The sequence below is a fragment of the Leptolyngbya sp. 7M genome, assembly GCF_018128485.1.
In genome coordinates this window covers 4,715,287-4,735,840 of sequence record NZ_CP070897.1, presented here as the reverse complement: position 1 = coordinate 4,735,840, position 20,554 = coordinate 4,715,287, and the positions used below count along the sequence as shown (strand labels likewise).

The 20,554-nt window shown below is 50.0% G+C and carries 22 protein-coding genes and 1 pseudogene; 11 read left to right on the top strand and 12 right to left on the bottom strand.

All coding sequences use genetic code 11. The features are described 5' to 3' along the window. Nucleotides 1-14: 14 nt before the first annotated feature. Complete coding sequence (locus JVX88_RS39015; protein WP_263975234.1) at nucleotides 15-512, top strand: penicillin-binding transpeptidase domain-containing protein; 498 nt, start codon at nucleotides 15-17, stop codon at nucleotides 510-512. A gap of 117 nt (nucleotides 513-629) precedes the next feature. On the opposite strand, the gene glmU is transcribed toward JVX88_RS39015, so the two are convergent. Continuing rightward, the gene (gene glmU / locus JVX88_RS24360) at nucleotides 630-1,880 is read right to left on the bottom strand and encodes a bifunctional UDP-N-acetylglucosamine diphosphorylase/glucosamine-1-phosphate N-acetyltransferase GlmU (RefSeq protein ID WP_263975233.1); all 1,251 of its coding nucleotides are present in this window, start codon (nucleotides 1,878-1,880) and stop codon (nucleotides 630-632) included. A 301-nt stretch (nucleotides 1,881-2,181) separates the two neighbouring features. On the opposite strand from glmU, the pseudogene JVX88_RS39010 reads away from it, so the two are divergent. Next, nucleotides 2,182-3,732: pseudogene (locus JVX88_RS39010) on the top strand (hypothetical protein); the annotation flags it as partial. On the opposite strand, the gene JVX88_RS24355 reads toward JVX88_RS39010, so the two are convergent. Next, on the bottom strand, nucleotides 3,701-3,970 hold the full coding sequence (locus tag JVX88_RS24355; protein ID WP_263975626.1) for a Rieske 2Fe-2S domain-containing protein: 270 nt from the start codon (nucleotides 3,968-3,970) through the stop codon (nucleotides 3,701-3,703). The pseudogene JVX88_RS39010 and the gene JVX88_RS24355 sit on opposite strands and share 32 nt — an antisense overlap. A gap of 508 nt (nucleotides 3,971-4,478) precedes the next feature. On the opposite strand from JVX88_RS24355, the gene JVX88_RS24350 reads away from it, so the two are divergent. Next, entirely contained in the window at nucleotides 4,479-5,159 is a 681-nt protein-coding gene (locus JVX88_RS24350; protein ID WP_211621056.1) for a GntR family transcriptional regulator, read from the top strand. 10 nt (nucleotides 5,160-5,169) lie between these two features. Here the strand turns inward: JVX88_RS24350 and JVX88_RS24345 are convergent, their stop codons facing one another. After that, on the bottom strand, nucleotides 5,170-5,706 hold the full coding sequence (locus JVX88_RS24345; protein ID WP_263975232.1) for a class I SAM-dependent methyltransferase: 537 nt from the start codon (nucleotides 5,704-5,706) through the stop codon (nucleotides 5,170-5,172). A 29-nt stretch (nucleotides 5,707-5,735) separates the two neighbouring features. Here JVX88_RS24345 and JVX88_RS24340 point away from each other — a divergent pair, with 29 nt between their 5' ends. The 3 genes from JVX88_RS24340 to JVX88_RS24330 are packed head-to-tail and all read left to right on the top strand — an operon-like array spanning nucleotide 5,736 to nucleotide 7,627. Further along, nucleotides 5,736-6,134 carry a Na+ dependent nucleoside transporter N-terminal domain-containing protein gene (locus JVX88_RS24340; protein WP_211621052.1) on the top strand — a complete coding sequence of 133 codons (399 nt, stop codon included), beginning with the start codon at nucleotides 5,736-5,738 and terminating at the stop codon, nucleotides 6,132-6,134. A 4-nt stretch (nucleotides 6,135-6,138) separates the two neighbouring features. After that, complete coding sequence (locus JVX88_RS24335; protein ID WP_211621050.1) at nucleotides 6,139-6,678, top strand: nucleoside 2-deoxyribosyltransferase; 540 nt, start codon at nucleotides 6,139-6,141, stop codon at nucleotides 6,676-6,678. A 25-nt stretch (nucleotides 6,679-6,703) separates the two neighbouring features. Beyond that, the gene (locus JVX88_RS24330) at nucleotides 6,704-7,627 is read left to right on the top strand and encodes a nucleoside hydrolase (protein WP_211621048.1); all 924 of its coding nucleotides are present in this window, start codon (nucleotides 6,704-6,706) and stop codon (nucleotides 7,625-7,627) included. 12 nt (nucleotides 7,628-7,639) lie between these two features. Here JVX88_RS24330 and der read toward each other — a convergent pair whose 3' ends face one another. Both der and JVX88_RS24320 read right to left on the bottom strand, forming a co-directional pair. Continuing rightward, a complete protein-coding gene (gene der / locus JVX88_RS24325; RefSeq protein WP_211621046.1) occupies nucleotides 7,640-9,001 on the bottom strand; it encodes a ribosome biogenesis GTPase Der in 1,362 nt (453 codons plus the stop codon). A gap of 156 nt (nucleotides 9,002-9,157) precedes the next feature. Beyond that, a complete protein-coding gene (locus JVX88_RS24320; RefSeq protein ID WP_211621044.1) occupies nucleotides 9,158-9,634 on the bottom strand; it encodes a hypothetical protein in 477 nt (158 codons plus the stop codon). Between JVX88_RS24320 and JVX88_RS24315 the strand changes: the two genes are divergently transcribed. From JVX88_RS24315 to JVX88_RS24300, 4 genes are all read left to right on the top strand, one after another. Continuing rightward, on the top strand, nucleotides 9,624-10,151 hold the full coding sequence (locus JVX88_RS24315) for a carbohydrate binding domain-containing protein (RefSeq protein WP_211621042.1): 528 nt from the start codon (nucleotides 9,624-9,626) through the stop codon (nucleotides 10,149-10,151). The two genes, JVX88_RS24320 and JVX88_RS24315, sit on opposite strands and share 11 nt — an antisense overlap. Continuing rightward, nucleotides 10,148-11,455, top strand: a complete 1,308-nt coding sequence (locus tag JVX88_RS24310) for an O-antigen ligase family protein (RefSeq protein WP_211621039.1) — start codon at nucleotides 10,148-10,150, stop codon at nucleotides 11,453-11,455. The genes JVX88_RS24315 and JVX88_RS24310 overlap by 4 nt, the downstream gene beginning before the upstream one ends. Before the next feature lie 1,027 nt (nucleotides 11,456-12,482). Further along, nucleotides 12,483-13,421 carry a hypothetical protein gene (locus JVX88_RS24305; RefSeq protein ID WP_211621036.1) on the top strand — a complete coding sequence of 313 codons (939 nt, stop codon included), beginning with the start codon at nucleotides 12,483-12,485 and terminating at the stop codon, nucleotides 13,419-13,421. Further along, nucleotides 13,340-13,714, top strand: coding sequence for an EAL domain-containing protein (locus JVX88_RS24300; RefSeq protein WP_211621033.1), 375 nt, complete (start codon nucleotides 13,340-13,342; stop codon nucleotides 13,712-13,714). The genes JVX88_RS24305 and JVX88_RS24300 overlap by 82 nt, the downstream gene beginning before the upstream one ends. A gap of 4 nt (nucleotides 13,715-13,718) precedes the next feature. Here JVX88_RS24300 and sdhB read toward each other — a convergent pair whose 3' ends face one another. Together sdhB and JVX88_RS24290 are read right to left on the bottom strand one after the other, a co-directional pair. Next, on the bottom strand, nucleotides 13,719-14,519 hold the full coding sequence (gene sdhB, locus JVX88_RS24295) for a succinate dehydrogenase iron-sulfur subunit (protein WP_211621031.1): 801 nt from the start codon (nucleotides 14,517-14,519) through the stop codon (nucleotides 13,719-13,721). A 4-nt stretch (nucleotides 14,520-14,523) separates the two neighbouring features. Further along, nucleotides 14,524-15,216 carry an FAD-binding protein gene (locus JVX88_RS24290; protein WP_263975231.1) on the bottom strand — a complete coding sequence of 231 codons (693 nt, stop codon included), beginning with the start codon at nucleotides 15,214-15,216 and terminating at the stop codon, nucleotides 14,524-14,526. On the opposite strand from JVX88_RS24290, the gene JVX88_RS43255 reads away from it, so the two are divergent. After that, nucleotides 15,216-15,443 carry a hypothetical protein gene (locus JVX88_RS43255; RefSeq protein ID WP_211621026.1) on the top strand — a complete coding sequence of 76 codons (228 nt, stop codon included), beginning with the start codon at nucleotides 15,216-15,218 and terminating at the stop codon, nucleotides 15,441-15,443. The two genes, JVX88_RS24290 and JVX88_RS43255, sit on opposite strands and share 1 nt — an antisense overlap. A 91-nt stretch (nucleotides 15,444-15,534) precedes the next feature. Here the strand turns inward: JVX88_RS43255 and JVX88_RS24280 are convergent, their stop codons facing one another. From JVX88_RS24280 to JVX88_RS24260, 5 genes are all read right to left on the bottom strand, one after another. Then, nucleotides 15,535-16,269 carry an NADH dehydrogenase subunit K gene (locus JVX88_RS24280; RefSeq protein WP_225931162.1) on the bottom strand — a complete coding sequence of 245 codons (735 nt, stop codon included), beginning with the start codon at nucleotides 16,267-16,269 and terminating at the stop codon, nucleotides 15,535-15,537. Continuing rightward, a complete protein-coding gene (locus JVX88_RS24275; RefSeq protein WP_035997461.1) occupies nucleotides 16,260-16,622 on the bottom strand; it encodes an NAD(P)H-quinone oxidoreductase subunit 3 in 363 nt (120 codons plus the stop codon). Before JVX88_RS24275 ends, JVX88_RS24280 begins: the two co-directional genes overlap by 10 nt. A 285-nt stretch (nucleotides 16,623-16,907) precedes the next feature. Continuing rightward, a complete protein-coding gene (locus JVX88_RS24270) occupies nucleotides 16,908-17,159 on the bottom strand; it encodes a hypothetical protein (protein WP_317134426.1) in 252 nt (83 codons plus the stop codon). Nucleotides 17,160-17,164: 5 nt separating this feature from the next. Further along, nucleotides 17,165-18,784: a S8 family serine peptidase gene (locus tag JVX88_RS39000; protein WP_317134425.1), complete on the bottom strand. Its 1,620-nt coding sequence runs from the start codon at nucleotides 18,782-18,784 to the stop codon at nucleotides 17,165-17,167. 307 nt (nucleotides 18,785-19,091) lie between these two features. Beyond that, nucleotides 19,092-20,213 (bottom strand): AAA family ATPase, encoded by a 1,122-nt coding sequence (locus tag JVX88_RS24260; RefSeq protein WP_211621021.1) that lies wholly within the window; start codon nucleotides 20,211-20,213, stop codon nucleotides 19,092-19,094. Between the last annotated feature and the right edge of the window lie 341 nt (nucleotides 20,214-20,554).

The window sequence follows — 20,554 nt, the reverse complement described above, 5'->3', positions numbered from 1 at the left end:
CCAAGCCGCAACCTGTGTTTACGCCCAAAACTACAGAAGCAGTCCTCAAAATGATGGAGCAGGCCGTACTGAACGGCACGGGACAGGTGGCTCAAATTCCCGGCTTCCGGATTGCTGGTAAAACCGGAACTGCTCAGAAAGCCAGTCAATATGGCGGTTATAGCCGCGCTCGTATCACCAGCTTTATTGGTATTCTCCCGGTTGAGGCTCCCCGCTATGCGGTTTTGGCTGTGGTGGACGAACCTCAGGGCGACGATGCCTACGGTTCTACCGTTGCCGCTCCGATCGTCAAGGAAGTGATGGAAGCGCTGATTGCCAGCGAACGAATTCCGCCTACCAAACCAGATGATGTTGGCCTAGAGAGCGTTGTGCCTGAAGACATCCAGGATTCTATCGACTTCCACCATCCGATCAACCCGCTAGCCGAAGAACCCACTCCTGCTACCGATTGGACAGAGGAGGGGGTAGACCCGATCCAGGTCGCTGACGACGGTCAAGGCGAGAGCGAATAAGTCAACCAAGCAACTCAGAGCATTTACAGAATCAGCAGAGATCGAATCAGATCAATCAGATCAAGGGGTGGAACTCGAAGTGGTGAACGGCTGACTTCACGCCGCTTTATTTCAGTTTTATTCCGGTTTCTCTTTGGTATCTGGTGTACTCTGATTGGCTGATTGGCTTTTCAGTTGCCAACCCGGTTTGACCACCTGACGGGCACGAGCAATCACCAGAGCGTCATTTGGCACATCCTCGGTTACAGTAGAGCCAGCCGCAATCGTCACATCTTGCCCAACCGTAATCGGAGCCACCAGCACGCTGTTTGACCCAGTTTTAGTGCGGTCGCCGATCTGAGTTCGGTGTTTCTTGACACCGTCGTAGTTGGCGGTGATGGTACCCGCTCCCACATTCACCTGATTGCCCAGTGTCGCATCTCCCAAGTAAGAAAGGTGAGCCACATTGGTGCGGGTTCCCAACCGCGCATTCTTCAGCTCCACAAAGTTACCAATCCGGCAGCCTTGCCCCACCTCAACCTGACTACGCAGATGGGTATAGGGGCCGATGCGGCTATTAGACTGAATCACGCTCTTGTTGACCACCGAATAGAGCACAGTGACATTCTCACCAATTTGGCTGTCTTCAATCAAACAACCCGGTCCAATCCGGCTGCCCGATCTAATCACTGTTTGACCGCGCAGATGGGTTTGGGGTTCAATCACCACATCATTACCGAGCTGCACTGTGTCATCGATCGTGATCGTATCTGGGTTGATTAGGGTAACACCTGCCGCCATCCAATCATCTTTGATGCGGGTTTGCAAGATTTCGTAGGCTGTCGCCAGTTGCTTGCGGTCGTTAATCCCCAAAATCTCCTGATAATCATCTACATCAACCGCCATCACTGGCGATAAAAAATTGACCGCATCGGTCAGGTAGTATTCTTGTTGGTCGTTATTGCTCTGCAATTTGGGCAAGATGGCCGCGAGCTGGCTCCAGTTAAAGCAGTAGATGCCAGCATTCACCCGCCGATTTTGCCGCTGAGCTGGGGTGCAGTCCCGGTCTTCCACAATCTGCGTCACTAGGTTGTTACCATCGCAAAACACCCGACCGTAGCCTTTGGCGTCCGGCATTTGGGCCGTCAGAATCGTCGCCGCGTTTTGGTGGGTTTGATGGGTGTGCAGGAGAGTCATTAAGGTTTGAGGCCGCAGCAACGGCACATCTCCATTCAACACCAGCAGGCTACCTTCAAATCCTTGTAAATGAGGCAGTAACTGCTGCACAGCATGACCTGTTCCCAATTGCTCAGTTTGTTCGACAAATTCTAAGTCGGGTCGTTGGGCGAAAGACTGCCGCACCTGCTCGGCCTCATAGCCTACAATCACAGTCGTGGCGGCCCTCCGGCGATGGATATTTCTTGGGTTTGAAATCTGTCTTCCGGCAGAATTTGATGGCTTGTTTAATGGCTCATTCGATCAAGTTCAAACTGTGGGCTGGGTAATCATCAGGTGCAGCTCTCTAATTGCTAAGTTCGTTTGTTCGTGAAGCTACGGATAAAATCAACCTCTTTTTTAACTTCAGATGAACTTATGAACTTATCAATTTGTCATCTGTTCATTGGTGATTTATTCACAGTTAGAAGGGGGAAGACTAAACCATGTCGGAAACCTATGGGGTAATACAGTTATGGCGAGAGCGGCAGGAGGCGACAGAGATAGCCGGCTAAATGGAGCCAGCGTCATTGATCTAAACGCAGTCGTAAGCGGTCGATTTCCGCGCAAAGATCTAGACGATTTAGTTCGCTTAAATGTTAGCCAGCGCAGTAGTTTCAGCCTCACACTGACTGGCATTGCCAAGAAAAATAATGTAGATGTCGAGCTATATCGGTTGATTCGCCCAGTTGGCGATGTGCTAAAAAGTATTGGCAAAATCGATTTTCGGCGACTGAAGGCTAGAGAACGCAATGCGAATTTTCAGCTTGTTGCCGCTTCTAGAAGGGGTGGCAATCGTGCCGAAAGTATTACAACCGAGCTAGATGCCAGCGAGTATTTTATTCGGTTTCTCAAGCGGCAGGGCAACAACACTCGCTATGTTGCCACTCTGGCAGGCAGCCCAATTGCTGGTCCGAACCCTGACCCCAATCCGCCCCTTCCTGGCCCCAATCCCAGTCCAATTCCTGGTCCCAATCCCGGTCCGATTCCTGGTCCGAACCCTGGCCCAATTGCTGGTCCTAGCCCTAGCCCAGTTCCGGTAGTTCCGATCCCAGGCACCAGTACCAGCGGGCAGCTCAGCAGCAATGAATTTGAGAAGCGCTACTCGATCGATGTTGGACGCGGCGATTACCAGTTCACCTTATCTGGCTTGAGCGGCGATGCTGATCTAGAAATCCTTTCGGCAGATGGAAAAACCAAGTTTAAGTCGTCGCTGAATCCGGGTACCGAAGCAGAGCGATTGATTCAACCGCTAGAGCAAGGAAAATACATTGCGCGTGTATTTCGTAAAACAACGGGTACGACGCCAATTAGCTTTAGGCTGAACTACGCTAAGCAAACCGATACGATTAAAAACACTGAAGCAACGGCCACGGACCTGGGCACCCTGGGTACAGCAAATACACCACCCAAAATTGATCGGCTGAACTATGTAGTCGCTAACGGCAAAGACTCGCCGGTGGATTACTTTAAGTTCAAAGTGCCTTCCCGGGGCACGCTTAGACTTGAACTGGCCGGAAAACCGATTGACGAGGGGCTGTTCGGTGATTTGGATGTCGATGTTTATGCCCAAGGTGAACCAAACACTTCTGCCGATCGAGGGAAGAATCCGGGACGGGCGGCTGAGATATTCAATGGAACCTACGACCCCAACATCACCTATTTCATTCGTACCCAACCCAAGGCAGGCACTACGGACGGCTCTACCTATAAACTGAATCTTTCGTTTACACCTGGCAATGGCAATCCCACTCCTGTGCGGGATATTCTGGTAGGCAATGCTAGCTCTGGTGCAAACAACTTCACGGATGTTAACGGGTTAGCTTACTTCACAGCCGATTCCATCAATGCTCAAGGTCAGCGCAGAACTTCACTCTGGGCCTCGGCAGGAACCCTCACCCGCACCACCAAACTGTTTGACTTCCCGCAGAGAGCAGAATTGAGAGACTTCACCAGAGTAGGTGGTCTGCTCTACTTTGTGGCGGATGATGGCGTCAGCGGAACCGAACTATGGGTGAGCGATGGCACAGCTCAAGGCACCAAACGAGTCGCCGATTTGCAACCAGGAGCCGGTGGTTCGAGCCGTGATAGGGACAGCGAATGCAGCCATTCACCACTTGTCCCAGCGATAGGCGGGCAGAACGGTGACAGCAGCGATCGGCCACCGCAGCCGGATTGCCATTTGTATCGAGCCAAAGTACGATGCGTTGGCCCAACAGCTCAAAAGATTGGGGTGTCCCGTCTGCCAAATGCGTCAGCGGCATGACCGGATACCAAAAGCGCTTGAGTATGGGTTGTTGCGTGACCAGCATAGGAATATTGCAATAAATAGAGTTGATCAAACTTTGGCATGAAAGCGACTAGGCCAGTATATAGACTGCTGCACCTTTGTTAGTGAAATTGAGCGTTAAAGCATGATCATAGTGGCGCTAGTTTTATAGATGTTAGTCTTCATGAGCAGATCATGTTTGTTGCAAAAGAAAATTACGAAATGGGCTATACCCTAGAGAACAAGCTGGAGAAATTTAGGTCATGCTATCATTGAAGCATTCAGACGTTGTATACAGCACTGTATTTAGCGTTGTATACAACAATAGAAGTCTTGTCAGTCCTGGATTGTAGTTTTGAATACATTTTTTGTCAGAGGTGCTTGACACGAGTAGAGTGGGTCGAGGCAAATACCAAATGATTAACAAGTGATTAACAAGTGATTAAAAGCAGTAAAGCAAATAACGAATGAATACAGCACAGGATTGCAACTTTAGGTGAGTCATGCCCAGCGCCAAACCCAAATCATCAAGCAGCGTCGATCGGATCTATCACCAGCTTCGTGAAATGGCAATGAACTACAAATTTCGTCCGGGTGAACCATTAAACGAAACCGAGTTGGCAGCCTCGCTGGGCGTCAGTCGGACTCCCTTACGTGAGGTACTGAATCGTCTGGTGGCCGAAGGGTTGCTAGAGTTCATTCCGCGCCGTGGGTTTTCAGGCCGTCCCCTAGAGCAGAAAATGATTTTTGATCTCTACGAGATGCGCAGTGGTCTGGAGATGATCAGCGCTCGGCTAGCCACAGAGCGAGCCACCGACGCAGAAGTAGAGGATTTGATCGCCTGGTGGGAAAAAGTGGCCCTCAACTTTGATTGCTTCACTTCGGTTGAATGTGCCCAAGCCGACGAAGACTTTCATCAGCGCCTCGCCTCGCTCTCCCACAACACGGAAATCCTACACACTCTAGATAATCTGAATGCGCGGGTTCACTTTCTCCGGCTGATTTCGCTAGAGCAGGAATCGTTTCGCCACAGCACCTGCGAAGAACACCACCGGATTCTCTCGGCCATCAAACAGCGCGATGCCAATGCCGCTGCCAACCTGATGTATGCCCATGTGAAGCTACGCCAAGCTCAGTTAGTGGAAGTGATCAAGGAAGCAGTTGCACGGCTATATATGGAATAACCTGCCAAGCTCAGCTCGGTTTCTGAGCCACTAAAACCCCCATCATTCCTTCTGCAATGGGATAGTGAACTACATTCACAAAGCCGGTTTGACGCGCTAGGTCAACCTGTTCGGCTCCGCTGGGAAAGCGATCGAGGCTGGGGCTAATGTAGACATATTCTTCCTTTAGCCCCAGGGATTCCGCAGCAGGAACCACAATTGTATCCAGGTACCACTGCTGAAAGGCCCGCATCGCTGAATTGGCAGGACGATGAAAGTCTAAAATCGCTGCCTTGGCTCCTGGTTTTAGCACCCGATGCAGTTCGTTGAGGCTGCGGGGAATATCGAGCACATTCCGCAGACCGTAGCCCATTGTAGCGGCATCAAACTGGTTCGCCTCAAACGGTAAATTCAACGCATCCGCCTCAACCCAGGTGATGACAAGGGGCCGCACCGACTGCTCGGCTCGCTGTTTGGCAATCGCTAACTGAGCCGCTGAAAAATCAACGCCGTACACCTGACCCGTTGTCCCCACCTGCTGCGCCAACAGCCGAGTGCTTTTGGACAATTTTCCAAACTTGAGAATCGGGAGTGCCCATGGAGCGGTTCATTTCATTGATTGGTATCTTCGTTTTCTTTGGGCTGGCCTATTTGCTATCAGTTGATCGGCGTGCGATTCGATGGCGTCCAGTAATTTGGGGATTTGCGATCCAATTTCTATTTGGCCTATTTGTGTTGCTGTTGCCCGTTGGCTTTGCTATTTTCAGCACCATTGGTAATCTTGTTACCCCGTTTCCCAATTTTTCCGATGTTGGGGCTGAGTTTGTCTATGGCGAGAACTCTTCTATCGGTCAACAGATTGGGGCGATTGGCGGCATAGTTCCCTCCCGTCGCAACGATGTGGCTCGATTAGGACCACGGGCAATGATTGCAGGTTCTCTCACCAACTTTGTGAGTGCCTGCATTGCCGGATTGCTGTTGGGGAGTAAACTTTGAAATCATGCGCGTCTATCTTGCTGGGCCAGATGTGTTTTTGCCGGAACCATTGAAAATTGCTCGCGCCAAACAGGAAATTTGTCAAGCCTACGGGTTTGTCGGTCTGTTTCCATTTGATGCCAACCTGGATTTGTCCAATCTATCGCCCTTTGAAATGGGTATTGCGATCTATACCAGCAACATTGAACTGATGGATAGCTGTGATTTGATCATTGCTAACATGACGCCATTTCGGGGTCCCAGTATGGATGTGGGTACCGCTTTCGAGATGGGCTATATGGCAGCTCAGGGCAAGCCATTGTTTGGATACACCAATGATGAGCGGTTTTACACCCAGCGAGTCACAGCTAGTGCTCCTGGATGGGATGCAAATGGTATGTCAATTGAATCGTTTGAGATGGCAGATAATCTCATGTTAGAAGGGGCAATTTTTACAAGTGGCGGTGTACTGATGCGTGAACAAATCAGCTCCGAGTTTTATTACACTGAGCTGAAAGTTTTTGAGACAACAGTACAATCGGCGGCAGAGCGTTTGTTGTATTGATGAGTTGTGTCGATTGATAGGTTTCATGGTTACTCCGAAGGTCAAAATTGTTCTCGATACCGACCCAGGCGGCGACGATTCGTTTGCGTTTCTGTGGTTACAAAGTTTGGCGAAACAGGGATTAGCCGAAATTGTGGCGGTCACGGCAGTAGATGGCAACGTTCACGCTAACTACACCTTTGCGGCTGCCTGCAAATTACTGCAACTCGGTGGTTTTCCAGCAGTAGAGGTGGGACGCGGCGTTATTGGTGGCTCCGCTAAAGACGATGTGGAAGATGCAGGTGCGATTCATGGCGCAGATGGAATGGGTAATTTATCGAATACGTTGCCAGCACCTCATCAGAACTATGAAACGGCGCGCTATTCTGACGATGTGTTGATTGAGCAATTGCATGCAGCTCCAGGAGAAATTACCCTTGTAGCGATTGGTCCGCTCACCAATTTAGCCGCAGCGGAGCGAAAATCTCCAGGTGTTCTCAACCTTGCTAAAGAAATTGTGATCATGGGCGGCGCATTTTTACATCCTGGCAATATTACACCGGAAGCCGAATTCAATATTGCCTACGACCCAGAAGCAGCCCATCTCGTCTTTCAACGCTGTACACGGTTGGTAATCATTCCGCTAGATGTAACCCGACGGTTGATCTTCACGCCCGAAATGGCTCAGCAAATTAGCGCCGTGAATCCTGATCATCCGATTGCAAAATTTACCGTGGCGCTCTGTCAATTTATGGTGGAAACGGCTATGGCCTTTCGTGAAACCGGCGGTAGGCCAGGATTCTTAGTACATGATGCGGCAACGCTGGCCTATCTGTTTCATCCAGAGACGCTGTTGTTTCGGCGAGCACAAGTTGAGATCGAAACCAGCGGTGAATGGACACGCGGCAAAACCATAATCGATCGCCGCCACTCTGCTAAACGTGGTGCGGCTGAACGGCTATTTCACTAGCTATTTCACTGGCTACTTCACTTTGGTGGCACGGTTCGCGCTTTGTTCTAATTCTCGAACTTTTTTGCCCCTCCAGAACAGGCGAATTGGTGTTCCCTGAAAGCCGAGCTGTTGCCGAAACTGACGCTCCATATAGCGCCGGTAGTTTTCGTTGAACAGCTTGGGATCATTGACAAACAGCGTGATCGTGGGCGGTTGGCTGGCGACTTGGGTGCCGTAGTAGATTTTTCCTTGTCGGCCTTGTCGAGTAGTGGGCGGAGTGTGCCATTTCAAGGCTTCTGCTAAGGCTTCGTTGATGACCGAAGTGCTGACGCGCCGGCGATGTTGCTCAGCAGCACTGTCCACCAAATCTAAAATTTTCTCGACCCGCTGGCCGGTGTGGGCGCTGACAAAAATGGTTTCAGCCCAATCTGTAAAATGCAGCCGTTCTTTTAACAGCCGCTCATAGTCGTAGATGGTGTGGGAGTCTTTTTCAATTGCATCCCACTTATTCACTACCAGCACACAGGCGCGGCCATCATCTGCCACTCGTCCGGCTAGCTTTTGGTCTTGCTCAGTGACGCCATCTAACGCATCCAGTACGAGCAACACCACATCGGCTCGCCGAATTGCCTTAAAGGAACGGTTAATGCCAAAGAATTCTGGCCCGTATTCCACCTGCTTTTTCTTGCGAATCCCAGCCGTGTCAATCAATCGATAGCGCCGATCTGGCCGTTCAACAACCATATCGATAGTGTCGCGGGTGGTGCCTGAAATTGGGCTAACAATAGCCCGCTGCTCGCCAACGAAGGCATTCAATAAGCTAGATTTGCCGACGTTCGGACGGCCCACAATCGCGACGCGGATTTCTTCGGTGTCCTCCAGCGCATCGGTTGGCGGTAGGTAATTGATCACTTCGTCGAGCAAATCGCCGGTGCCGCTACCATGAATGCCTGAAACCGGATAGGGCTCGCCTAAGCCCAATTGCCAAAACTCGGCAGCCTGAGTCAATCCTTGGTCTGGCGATTCACATTTGTTGACGGCTAACAGGACGGGCACGGGCTGCTGTCTCAACCAAGTTGCAATCGTTTCATCGGCGGCAGTTAAACCTGTTTGACCATCCACAACCATCACCGCTACGCTGGCCTCTGCCAATGCCAACATCACCTGCTCTCGAATCAGAGGCAAAAATTCTGTGTTGTCATCAAAGACCAGACCGCCTGTATCAACAACCAAAAAATCTCGGTCACGCCAGAAGGCCGGACGGTAGGTGCGATCTCGTGTCACTCCTGGCTCGTCATGAACAATAGCATCCATAATGCCAGAAAGACGATTTACTAGGGTCGATTTCCCTACATTAGGGCGTCCCACAATGGCGACAACTGGTAAAGGCATAAAGCAGAAGAGTAGATGATGGGTAAGACGGAATAACCCGGCGGATTTAGTCCTTAACCATTGTGGCGCAAAAACTCTGGGAACGACCTTAGCGAGATGGTGATGAACGAGAAATTGGGACGAGAATAACGTCTTGTGGCCAGCCTTCAGTGATTTCTACTGAATGTCTTTCATGGCAGCTTGGGCTTCTCGTCGTAGACCGTAAGCAATCCGAAACAGTTCTTGTCCAGTATGGAGATAATGTTCGTCGTAGCTTGTGGTGAAGCGCTCTAGTTCGTCGATCCCATCGCCTACCTGATTTAAGCAATAGTAAAGATGGGCGGCTACGCCTGCTACGTTCGACGGATTGGGCATTGAGCGGAAGGATTGCTGTGCTCGCTGCAGATAGTCGCGGCAGTCTTCCAGATAGATCAAGAATTCTTCTAATAGTTCGTCATCAAATGGATCCGCTGCTAACTCATCGATTTGATCCTGTAGTGGACTCAAAATTTGACCGAGCATCCGATTCACCGGCTGGAAAGGATACGGCGGTGATAAAAGGTCAGATCCCTTTTCAACGATCGGAAGAGGATTGTATTCGAAGTTGGTCGAAAAACATCGGTATCGCAATGCATTTACCGTGATGTCAGACATCGGTGAGCTAGGTAATGATCCTGTTCCCGGCAACGTGCGGAATGGAGATCTTGAAACGCTTGTACAGATGGAGGCCAAAAGCATCTTCGAATGGACGATAGCTGGTGGCGAACTTCCAAGGATAGGGTTGACAGAAGGGAAAAGCCGAAGCGGACGATTCAGCCTGCTGGTGAGTTTTGGGCAACGAGCAAAAGAGTTTCGTTCTGTGTCCCAAGTAGTTGCAGTTGAACCCGGACGTCAATATCGGCTCTCTCTCTTCTATTTGGCCGATCTTGACACTGAAGCTCAGATCCTTTGGGCGGTAAACGACAAAACCTCCGGAAAGCGGATCGCGTCGATCGGGCCAATGGTCACATCGGCGGAATGGCGAGCTATCTTGACCGATCTTACAGTTCCTGAGACTACTGACGGTATTGAAATAGTCTTAGTAAGAGATTGCATCACCAATTCGTGCCTGGCTTCAGGCAATCTTTGGATCGATGATATTTTGTTGGAACGCATTGACCGAGATAAATGACGGCAGCCGATCGGAAAAGTGATTCTCCTTCAGCGCTCGATTCGGCCTGCTTTTTACTTCTTTGCATAATCTTCATCTTCGCCGTAGTCGCATACGGTGCGGTCGATCCAATCTCTACCAGTATACTTGCGGTGCTTACATTGCTGCTCGTCCTTATATGGACTGCTAATGCTTTTCGCAAAGGCAAGTTTTCGATCAGCAATGACCGTCTTCAGATCCCGATCGTCATCCTGATCGCGATCGCGCTATTCCAACTGTTGCCGCTTGGTATTACCGGAGATCCAGATCAGGTGTTGAGCATACCGGCATCGCAGGCGTTGACCATGGATCCATTTGCGACGCGGATGTTTGCGGTAAGACTTGTTCTGCTTCTTGTCTTCTTAGCGGCTGCGCTTACTTTCGTAAACTCTGGAAAGCGCGTCAAGAGTCTCGTGATGGTCCTCATCGCGTTTGGGATGATCGCAGGTTTTTTCGGCATCATTCAAAAGCTTGCGGATCCGGGTGCGATCTATGGCTTGCGTCCGACCCCTCAGGCAATTCCATTTGGGTCATATGTTAACCAACACCATTTCGCTTCTTTGATGGTAATGTTGCTCGGGCCGGCACTAGGCCTAGTATTCACGCGGGGGGTAAGGAAAGATCTGTTTCCGCTATTAATTATCGCGGTGATAATAATGGCAACAGCGGCATTTTTTACGGGTTCACGCGGCGGGATCATAAGCCTTCTTTCGACCTTGACACTCATCCTCATCTATTCTCGCGGATCATTTGATGCAGAAGATAGTGCTCCAAATGTGTTCTGGCGACGTGGGGCAGGCATTCTTGCCCTCGGTCTGGTCTTGATCGGTGCGATCATTGGCCTTGCAGTCCTGCTGGGTGGGGGTGAAAGCGTTCTTCGTGGGATCGGATTAAGTACTGATACAGAGGATGTTACGAGCGGGCGATTACATTATTGGAGCGTTGCACTAAAGATATTTGCAGAACATCCGATTCTAGGTGCGGGCTTTGACGCGTTTAGTGTTGCCTTTCCACAACTCGATACGCGAAATGGCCTTTTTCGAATCGAGCAAGCACACAACGAGTATTTACAGATCTTGGCTGAAGGCGGATTGATAGGAATCCTTCCGTTCGTCATTTTTCTCTGGTTTCTTTTCGTCCGGGCCCGAAAAGCTATCGGGTCAGCGTCTTCTCGAGCCGATATTGGAATTAGAGTTGGCTCAACTGCAGGATGCTTTGGTGTTCTGGTCCACAGTATTTTCGATTTCCCTTTGAGGACGCACTTTTTCCACGGGGGAATGGAGTAATTTCTAAACATAAGGTGATGAAAGAGTGAGGCTTGAAATAGCAAAGCTTGGTAGATGGATTGCTTGTGCTGCGAGACAGCAATATGAATCACCCCTCTTTCACACCATATCCTAAAGTTTGGCTGCTTTTGCTGAGTAGTTCAATACTTTAATGGTTTTCCTCACAACTTTTCAAAAACTTCAATTAGGTGGCGAGAGCTTAGGCCGATGAGTAGTTCTTCATAATTTTTATTCTTGCATCTATCCAAATCTTTAACGATGAGCAAAAGTGTGGCTAATAAATTTTTGTTGTTTTCTGGTCAACTTGTCCAAAGAAAGCCTTCTTACTTTCCAAATAAATTTGCTCTACAAAAGTTAGCCTTCTTTGGAAAGGTTAAAAGTTGAGGGGTCTGATTGAATTTGTCCAGTAAAACATTAGCTGTTGGCATCCTTTGGGTAATTCTACGTAAGTTGCTTATGTTTTTTTGACAAACTGTCAGGTGTTCAGACACAATATAAGATAATTTGGGGCTGTAACTATTGGTGCATTTTTGCCGCACAATATTGGTAAGCCATTCAATGTGGCTTCGGCTGATGTATTGTGCATCTGAAGCAACTAGGAGAAAAGCGGCTAAGTAAAATATAACGAAGTCTACTGAACAAGCCGCTTGTTGCCCTAGATTTGGAGTATGTAATAGCTGTATTTAGGGAAAGCTTTTACCGCTGGCATTTGAATCAGATTGAGCCAGTTTTTTAAGCAGACTGTTGGCTAAACAGCATAGTTCCCAAGGGTGCAACTTATCTATCCTGCTAGAAGCTGGTACCCTGACCAGTTCTTTTGTGCAGCTTTAGCCTTACAAAGCATTTTAGAAAGCAAAGATAAAGGAACGTCCTTGTCTTATAGGGATAGTTTCAATTTTCTGATGTTATGCCATAACTCATCGAGAGCGATCACTAGGTGTGCTGTCATCAACGCTAGAGTTATGGCAAGAATATCTTCAGCTTTGATTATGCTTTAATTTCCAAGCTTCTTGTTAGTAACAAATTTATGATCACTCCAGAATCCTGCCGTTTTAAGTTTCAAGCACAAGAATTGCCCCAAAGACTAAGACAAATTGCTCAAGAGTTGCCAACTAGCTACTGGCTATTTGAATTTCCTGAGCTATCTGGAATAGCTGGCAAAAAAGCATGGCATTTGGTCTTATCGCGCTCACAGGTTGTATTCTCAGGTAATCAGCAATTTTCCTGGCAATGGTTTCTCGAGTGCTTTCGACGTTATATTCCCCGTTTTCGCGGTGAGTTAGTCAGAAGTGCCATCCTACAGTTAGAGCAACAGTTACCTTTAGAAGAGCCAGAAAATCTATCCGCACTGCTATTTGATCGCCTGAATCAGCTGTATCAACTGAACTTGATTAGCCCGAATGAGTCCCGACAGGCTCTGTGGCTCAGCCTTTTAGTAGATTGTGACAACTACCTGTTTGATCGAGCAGGTTATGCTGATTTTATGCCATTACCTATGCCAGAGATTCAACCTTTAATTGCAGGATTTGATTTAGAAAAGGTACTCGCTACAGCGAAGGAACGGCAAATCGAATGGTACAAGCTCCAAAGCTTGATTTCATCTATGGAAAGCTTTCCAATGCTGAATGCTCAGGCTGTTAGCGCTACGACTTTAAATTTTGCTCAACAGCAGCGGTTGCAGGCTTTAGTAGCTGAACGTAAAACGCTGAACGACATTTCGGCAGAACTAGGTCAAGACCCACTCGAAACTGCCAAACTATTTGCCCAATTGGTTAGCAAACAGCTAGTAACTTTGACCTCGTTGCAAGCCGGAACCAGTTATGAGATCTTTGTTGTAGATGATTCTCAAATCTTGCTGAGGCGGTTCGAGAATTTGGTTACTAGTTGGGGGATGTCGATATCGATGATTTCGGGACGGGATATTCCAATCTTAGTTACCTGGTCAGGCTGCCGATATCGACGCTGAAAATAGATCGTTCTTTCGTTCGCCCTTTGAACGAGAAAGGAGCGAATCTGGAGGTTGTGCGGACAATAATCTCGTTAGCACACAATCTTGGACTGAAGACGATAGCCGAAGGGATCGAAAGCGAGGAACAGCTTCAAGTATTGCTTGCCTTAGGCTGCGAGCTAGGGCAAGGATACCACTGTGCCCGTCCGATGAACGCGGAAGAAGTGCGAGAATTCTTGCGGCATCCGATGCCGCTCCGGTTAGACCGAGCGGACATCGGCAATGTCTCAGTACTTCCGACCGTCCAATGACGGCCTACTTTTTCAGCCAACCGAACAAGGAATTGACCGTGATATCACGGTTAGTTTCGTAGATGGCTTTCGTTAAGGGAATATTCATAGGGCAGACCTGAACGCAATTCTGAGCATTGCCGCAGTTGCCGATGCCGTCATCGCCTGTGAGGCCGTCAAGACGTTCGTCCAGGTCCATCTTACCGGTAGGATGCATATTGAAGAGCCGGGCCTGTGCGATGGCCTGCGGACCGATGTATTTATCGTCGCCGGATTGCGGACACGCCTCGAGGCAGCAGCCGCAGGTCATACAACGCGAGTAAGCATATCGTTCCTGAGCCGTTTCATTAGACATCTGCGGGCCCGGCCCGAGGCTGTGGCTCCCGTCAAGCTCGATCCAGGCATGTACCTGTTTAAGGTGCTCGAACATCTTTGAACGATCTACCTTGAGGTCACGGACATTCGGGAATTTCGACATCGGCTGAAGAGTGATGGTATCGCTTCCGGATTCGAGCAAGAGGTCGTCAATAAGGGCCGAGCAGGACTGGCGCACGCGGCCATCAATGACCATCGTGCAGATCCCGCAGACCTGCTCAAGACAGCTCATGTCCCAGACCGGCGGCGTCGTCTTCCTGCCTTCAATGGTTACGGGATTCTTGCGGATCTCCATCAACGCAGAAATGACGTTCAGGTTTCGCCGATACTGCAGTTCGAACGTTTCCCAATAGGCATTTGCGCCTTCCTTTTCCCGCCGCTGGATCTTCAGCTTGAGCTTTGCCGGAGGTTTTTCGAGTCGGTTTTTTTCTATATGTCCGCTTGTTGACATAGGGTCAGTTTGCCTTAGCTTTTCCTTTCGAATAATCCCTTTTACGCGGTTCGACCAGCGAGACATCGACCGGTTCATAGCTAAAGACCGGAGCCTCAGCCGAATATTCCGCGATCGTCGTCTTCATCCAATCTTCGTCGTTCCGATCCGGGAACTCGGGCTTGTAATGAGCTCCGCGGGATTCATTCCTGTTCAGTGCTCCGAGCGTAATAACGCGGGCAAGCTCGATCATATTTTTCAGCTGACGTGCGTGCGGCACGGCCTGCGTCGCCCAGAGATTGTTATCGTTTATCGAGATCCTTTTCAGTCTGTCCTGCAGCTCCAAAAGCTTTTCGTCCGTTGCCTTCAGCTTATCGTTATAACGAACGACCGTTACGTTGTCAGTCATCCATTTGCCGAGCTCTTCGTGCAGCTTGTATTGATTCTCGCCGCCTTCGCTCTTGATGATGGAATCGTTTATCTCCTGCTGACGCTTAAGCTCTGAGTCAAAGATGCCGTTCGTTTCGGTGCTGCCGCGTTCGACATTCTTTGCGTATTCGATGGCCGACGGAGCCGCAACAAAACCGCCATAAACACAAGAAACCAGGGAATTTGCACCCAAGCGATTTGCACCGTGGATAGAATAATCACATTCGCCGGCAGCAAGCAGGCCCGGGATATTCGTCCGCTGTTCATAATCGACCCAGAGCCCGCCCATTGAATAATGAACGCCGGGAAATATCCGCATCGGAACATGCCGCGAGGCCGATCGGCATTGTCGGAAACCTTGACCAGGTGGTAGACGCTGACCAAATCGCCACCCGGACCCGTATCGTAGGCACACTGGCACTGCAAGTAGTTGAAGCCATAGCCGTACAGCGCGGTGCAAAACGGCAGCAGAAACTCCCGATCCACCCGCACCACTTCAACGCCGAGGTGGTCTGATTCCATTGCCTCATGCTCAAAGCCATTTTCGGTCAGCCAGCGGGAGACGGGACCAGCCTCGACAATTTGACTCTCGCTTGCTTGAATCTCATCAGCCACGGTCCACTTCCTCCTTCTGCGCTTGTTGCTCTAGAGCCGCAGGAATCGGCATACCCATTGCTTCCATCAGTTCCTTCGGCGGAGCCTGACGCTCGCTGCGCTGCAAATACTTGCCGTCATGGATTAGCGGTACGGAAAGCATATTGTGGCTGGTGGTGTAGTAGCGGTGGGTCTGGGCCACTTCACCCCGTTCAGCCAGGGACTCGTTCGAGATCTTCTTGCGCAGCTTGATGATGGCATCAATGATGGCTTCTGGGCGGGGAGGGCAGCCAGGAATGTAAACATCCACCGGAATCAGCTTATCGACGCCGCGTACTGCCGAAGGCGAATCCATGCTGAACATGCCGCCGGTGATCGTGCAGGCACCCATAGCAATCACGTATTTCGGCTCGGGCATTTGCTCATAGAGCCGCACCAATGCCGGAGCCATTTTCATCGTGATCGTGCCAGCAGTGATGATCAGATCTGCCTGACGGGGACTGCATCGCGGCAACAAGCCAAAGCGGTCAAAGTCAAACCGGGAGCCGATCAGCGCCGCAAATTCAATAAAACAGCAGGCCGTACCATAGAGCAACGGCCAAAGGCTGGACAGGCGTGCCCAGTTGTAGAGGTCGTCAACCGTGGTCAGAATGACGTTTTCCGACAGATCGGTGGTGACTTCCGGTCGCCCAATCGGGTTCAGCAACTGCTGCAACGTATCTTTTGAAGGGGAAGGATTCATGACCATTCAAGTGCTCCTTTTCGCCAGGCATAAACGAGGGCAACCACCAGGATCGCAATGAAGATTAACGCTTCTACAAAGGCCAACAGCCCCAGTTGGTGGAAGGCAACGGCCCAAGGGTAAAGGAAGACGGTTTCAACATCGAAGACTACAAACACCAAGGCAAACATGTAGTAGCGGATGTTGAACTGAATCCAGGCTCCACCAATCGGCTCCATTCCGGATTCATAGGTGAGGCGACGCTCCACCCCTTTTCGTTTTGGAGCCAAAACCGAAGATAGAATAATTGCTGCCGCAGCCACTAGACTGCAAACGATGATAAAGACCAGAAAATAGTCGTACCCGGTAAGAACAAACACAATAGCCGCCGCTTAGTAGGGTTATCTCAGACAATGTTACCTGTTTTTTACATTATAGAAAATTGCCTAATCCTACCGTTTTGATAGAAAGGCGTTATAAACCAAATCAAAATCGCTAAAGGCAGTGGCAACTAGAAGGTTTGGTGGCGTAGCCTGTGCGTGGCATGTAGTTTTTCTCTGTGATAGTGCAGTCTGCGGAGAACATGTAGTTTTATAACTATATCAACAGAGTAAATTCCGACGTTTTTTTGAGCCGCTGCGCCAACTCAACTTAAACCTCAAACCTCAAAACTCTTCAGACTGCTCTTTCCAGGTTTGCCACAGATCCGGTCGGCGTTCGCGGGTGCGTTGGATTTGCTGTTGTTTACGCCACTCGGCGATCGCTTGATGATTCCCTGACAGCAGCACATCAGGTACTTTCCAGCCGCGAAACTCGGCAGGGCGGGTGTATTGGGGATAGTCCAGCAGCCCGGTTTCAAAGCTTTCCAGCTTGAGGGATTCTTCCTTTCCGACCGTGCCGGGTAGGAGGCGAATCACGCCATTCAGCAGCGCCAGACTCGTCCACCAACCAGTCGGTCATTCCCTCGCCCGCCGAGTAAGTAATCGTTACCGGTATTGCCGTGCAGGTGATCATGGTGAGTGCCGCCAAACAATGCATCAAATCCGCTTGCCCCGCTGAGCCGATCGCTGCCGCCTAATCCAAACAGGTTATCGGCTCCTCCATGGCCTCGCAATCGGTTTTTACCCTTGGTGCCGCTTATGTGCCGTTGGTAGGATGCTAAAACAGCAGCATCAGCCTGCACCAAACCAGCTCCACTGCGGAAGTTGCCGGCTGGGTCGAGGGGAATAGCGGTGCGCTGCATGATTTGAGTCAGTTGGGCAGGCGATAACCGTTTGGGTCCACCGGCTCGCTGCCAGAGTAAGGCTGCAACGGCTGCTGCATGGGGGGCCGCGGCTGAGGTGCCAGAGAAGGGATTGAAAATCCTCAAGCTAGTAGCAACCCCGCTAGGTGCGACCAGCTCTGGCTTCAGGCGAATTTCGGGGGTGCGGAGGCGATTGCCCTGGGCATCAAACAAAATGGGCGTGCCGCCACGGCTAGAGAATTCTTCCAGCACAGGTGGATTGACCCCAAACACCGGCGTCTTACTCAGGACCACAGCACCCACTGCGACCGCTCCTTTAGCATTAGGCTGTCCATAGATGGTTGATTGTTCCGCTGCATTACTGGTTTTACTGATATACTCGTAACCAATATCTCGATCCAAATCGTTCGCCGTACTAATCCATTTAATTTGAGTATTAATATTTTGAGGATCGGCTTTTCTAGCAATTACCAGATAAGCTGTTTTTGATATATCAGACTGATAAAAAAGCTGTTCAAGCGGTTGTTCAACGCCGTTAGAAAATAAATTCGTGGAGACCGCCAATAGGTTCGCGTCGGCAGTGGGCAATTGGGGCGTAGAGACCAAAAACAAAGCCAGATCGCTGCTGATTTTGCCGATTGGCTGATCCCAGCTCAATAGGGGTTGGATAGCCCCACCAAAGCCAAAGTTGACATTCTGGAATAGATCAACTCCCTCACCTGGATCAAAGTCATGTGCTTCATAAGTAATGCCGTTCAGCGTAAAGGTAGAACTGGGACGGAAGGTACTTTCGTAAGAGCGATTACTATCGTTTCCTACCGCTGAGAAATAGGCCACGCCCCGATTCACTACTTTAGTCACCGTTTGGGCTAACAATCCATCTTGAAAGAATGCAGTGGGTATTCCCACATCATCTACGATGACGTTTGCCCCAGCCCTAGCGAGCGCTTTCACAGCACGGGCAAAACTCTTTTCAGTAATAGCATTCCTTGACTGGTAGGCGGTATGAAACAGCAGTTCAGCTCCTGGCGCAATGTCGGTAATAATTTGCAGCATGGCCCGCCCTTCATCGCTGCCCCGGCGTAAATCCTTCAGGATTCGCACCGATTGGTTGTAGCCCAAGGGGTTTTGCCGTCCTGGCAATTCACCCTTGGCAACATCGCGACTTGCTTTTCTAAATGCGTTAAAGCTATCTGAGATCACGCCGATCTTGATACCGCGTCCATCCAGATGAAAATTGCGCCGTGCCACCTGAGCACGCATAACCCGATCGCCTTGAGTTGTAAATTTGCCTACCATGTGGAGGAGTTTTAAGTTCTAAATTTTAAGTTTTGGCAGTAGAGCGTCATACCAATCCGTAACTCACAGGTATGCAAACCTGAATTGGTGCATTTGGTGCATACAGTACGGCATCTGATGGGGAGCCATGCTGTAGAGAGTTTGTATCAGCGCAGGAGTGATGCAGCCCAGATAAAATTTGATTGGGATGTTGCCCTACTTTTATTCAATTCTGTTTCTAGCTAACTTGACACTTTTCTACTACCTGGGTAAGCCATTGAATGGTCACGATGGTCATTAAAGTGCAAGCTGAATCTGCTGACTAGCGCTAGAATTCCAGTCCGCCAATCTCTTCCCAGCTCACCTGCGGCGACTCAATTTCCACCGAACGCAACACCGAGGGCTTTACATCCTTGAGCGCCTGCAAAAAATCCGCCTGGGTCAGGGTAAGGGTGTCTGGAACCGTTTGTAAGTCGGGCACTTGCCGTCGCAGCGCTAAATAGGCAGCTTTCTGACAAACTGCTTTCAGATCTGCACCGACCATTCCCACAGCCAAATCGGCAACCGCTGTCAAATCCACCGACTCATCCAGCGGCATGGTACGAGTCTGGATCTGAAGAATTTCTAATCGTCCATCCCGATCCGGTACCCGAAACTGCACTTCCCGATCCAATCGGCCCGGACGCCGCAGTGCCGGATCAAGATGATCGAGACGATTGGTAGCCGCCAGCACAATCACCCCCTGCATTTGGGCAAAACCATCCATGAGGCTAAGCAACTGAGCGACTAGCCGCTTTTCCACTTCGCCCTCCACTTTGGCCCGATCCGGTGCCAGACTATCAATCTCATCGATGAAGATCAGACAGGGAGCCGAGCGGGTGGCCTTCTCAAAAATGCTGCGGAGCCGGGCTTCGGCCTCGCCGTAATACTTGCCCATCACTTCCGGACCAACCAAGGCAATGTAGTTGACGCCCAGTTCTGCTGCTAAAGCACGGGCCGTCAGGGTTTTGCCAGTTCCAGGCGGCCCCACCAGCAGGATGCCACGGGGCGGCTCCAGTCCCAGTTTTGCCAGTAATTCTGGACGCTTGAGCGGAATTTCCACCAGTTCTCGCAGTTCCTTCAACACTCCGGCCAGCCCACCGACATCTTGAAGCGAAACACTGGAGCCAGTTTCTGAATTTGTCTGATCTGAAGCTTGAGTATTTTCCTTAGCAACAGGCGGCTGCACTGAATCAGGCGGAATGCTAGAGCGACCTATGTTAGAGCGACCTATATTGTCACCAGAACCAACCCTGCTTGCACCACGGGGAATGTTACCTTGGCGAGGAATGCTGCTAAGGGGGCGAGTATTAATCTGCACATCGGCTTTGATTTCGCCTTTCTCCAGTTTGTCTTCCAGCGCTTTGGCTAGCTCTAACAATTGCTCAAATCCTCGAAATAGCTCGCTCATGAATTCCTACAGTTGCTACAGGCACTAGACCATCACCAAACCCTAGTTATCCCAACTTTTGATCCAATCGCTCAGGCAATCTGGGATAATGAATCCGGCTTGACAGCAGAAAAATGAGTTGGGTGTTGTCTACTGGTCGCAATTGCTGATTGCAGCCACTAAAAGAATCAGGGCATGAGCAGGTGTCGTTTTAAGTAAACCTAGCTGGAAAATAGCTGAAATTCGCAGGTTTACACAGAACAGAAACTAGAGTTGACGATCTAGGACTGAATTTCGATAGAAGTTTACATGTGGAAATGAATATATAGATACGAACATACTAATAGCTTCACCCTGGATAA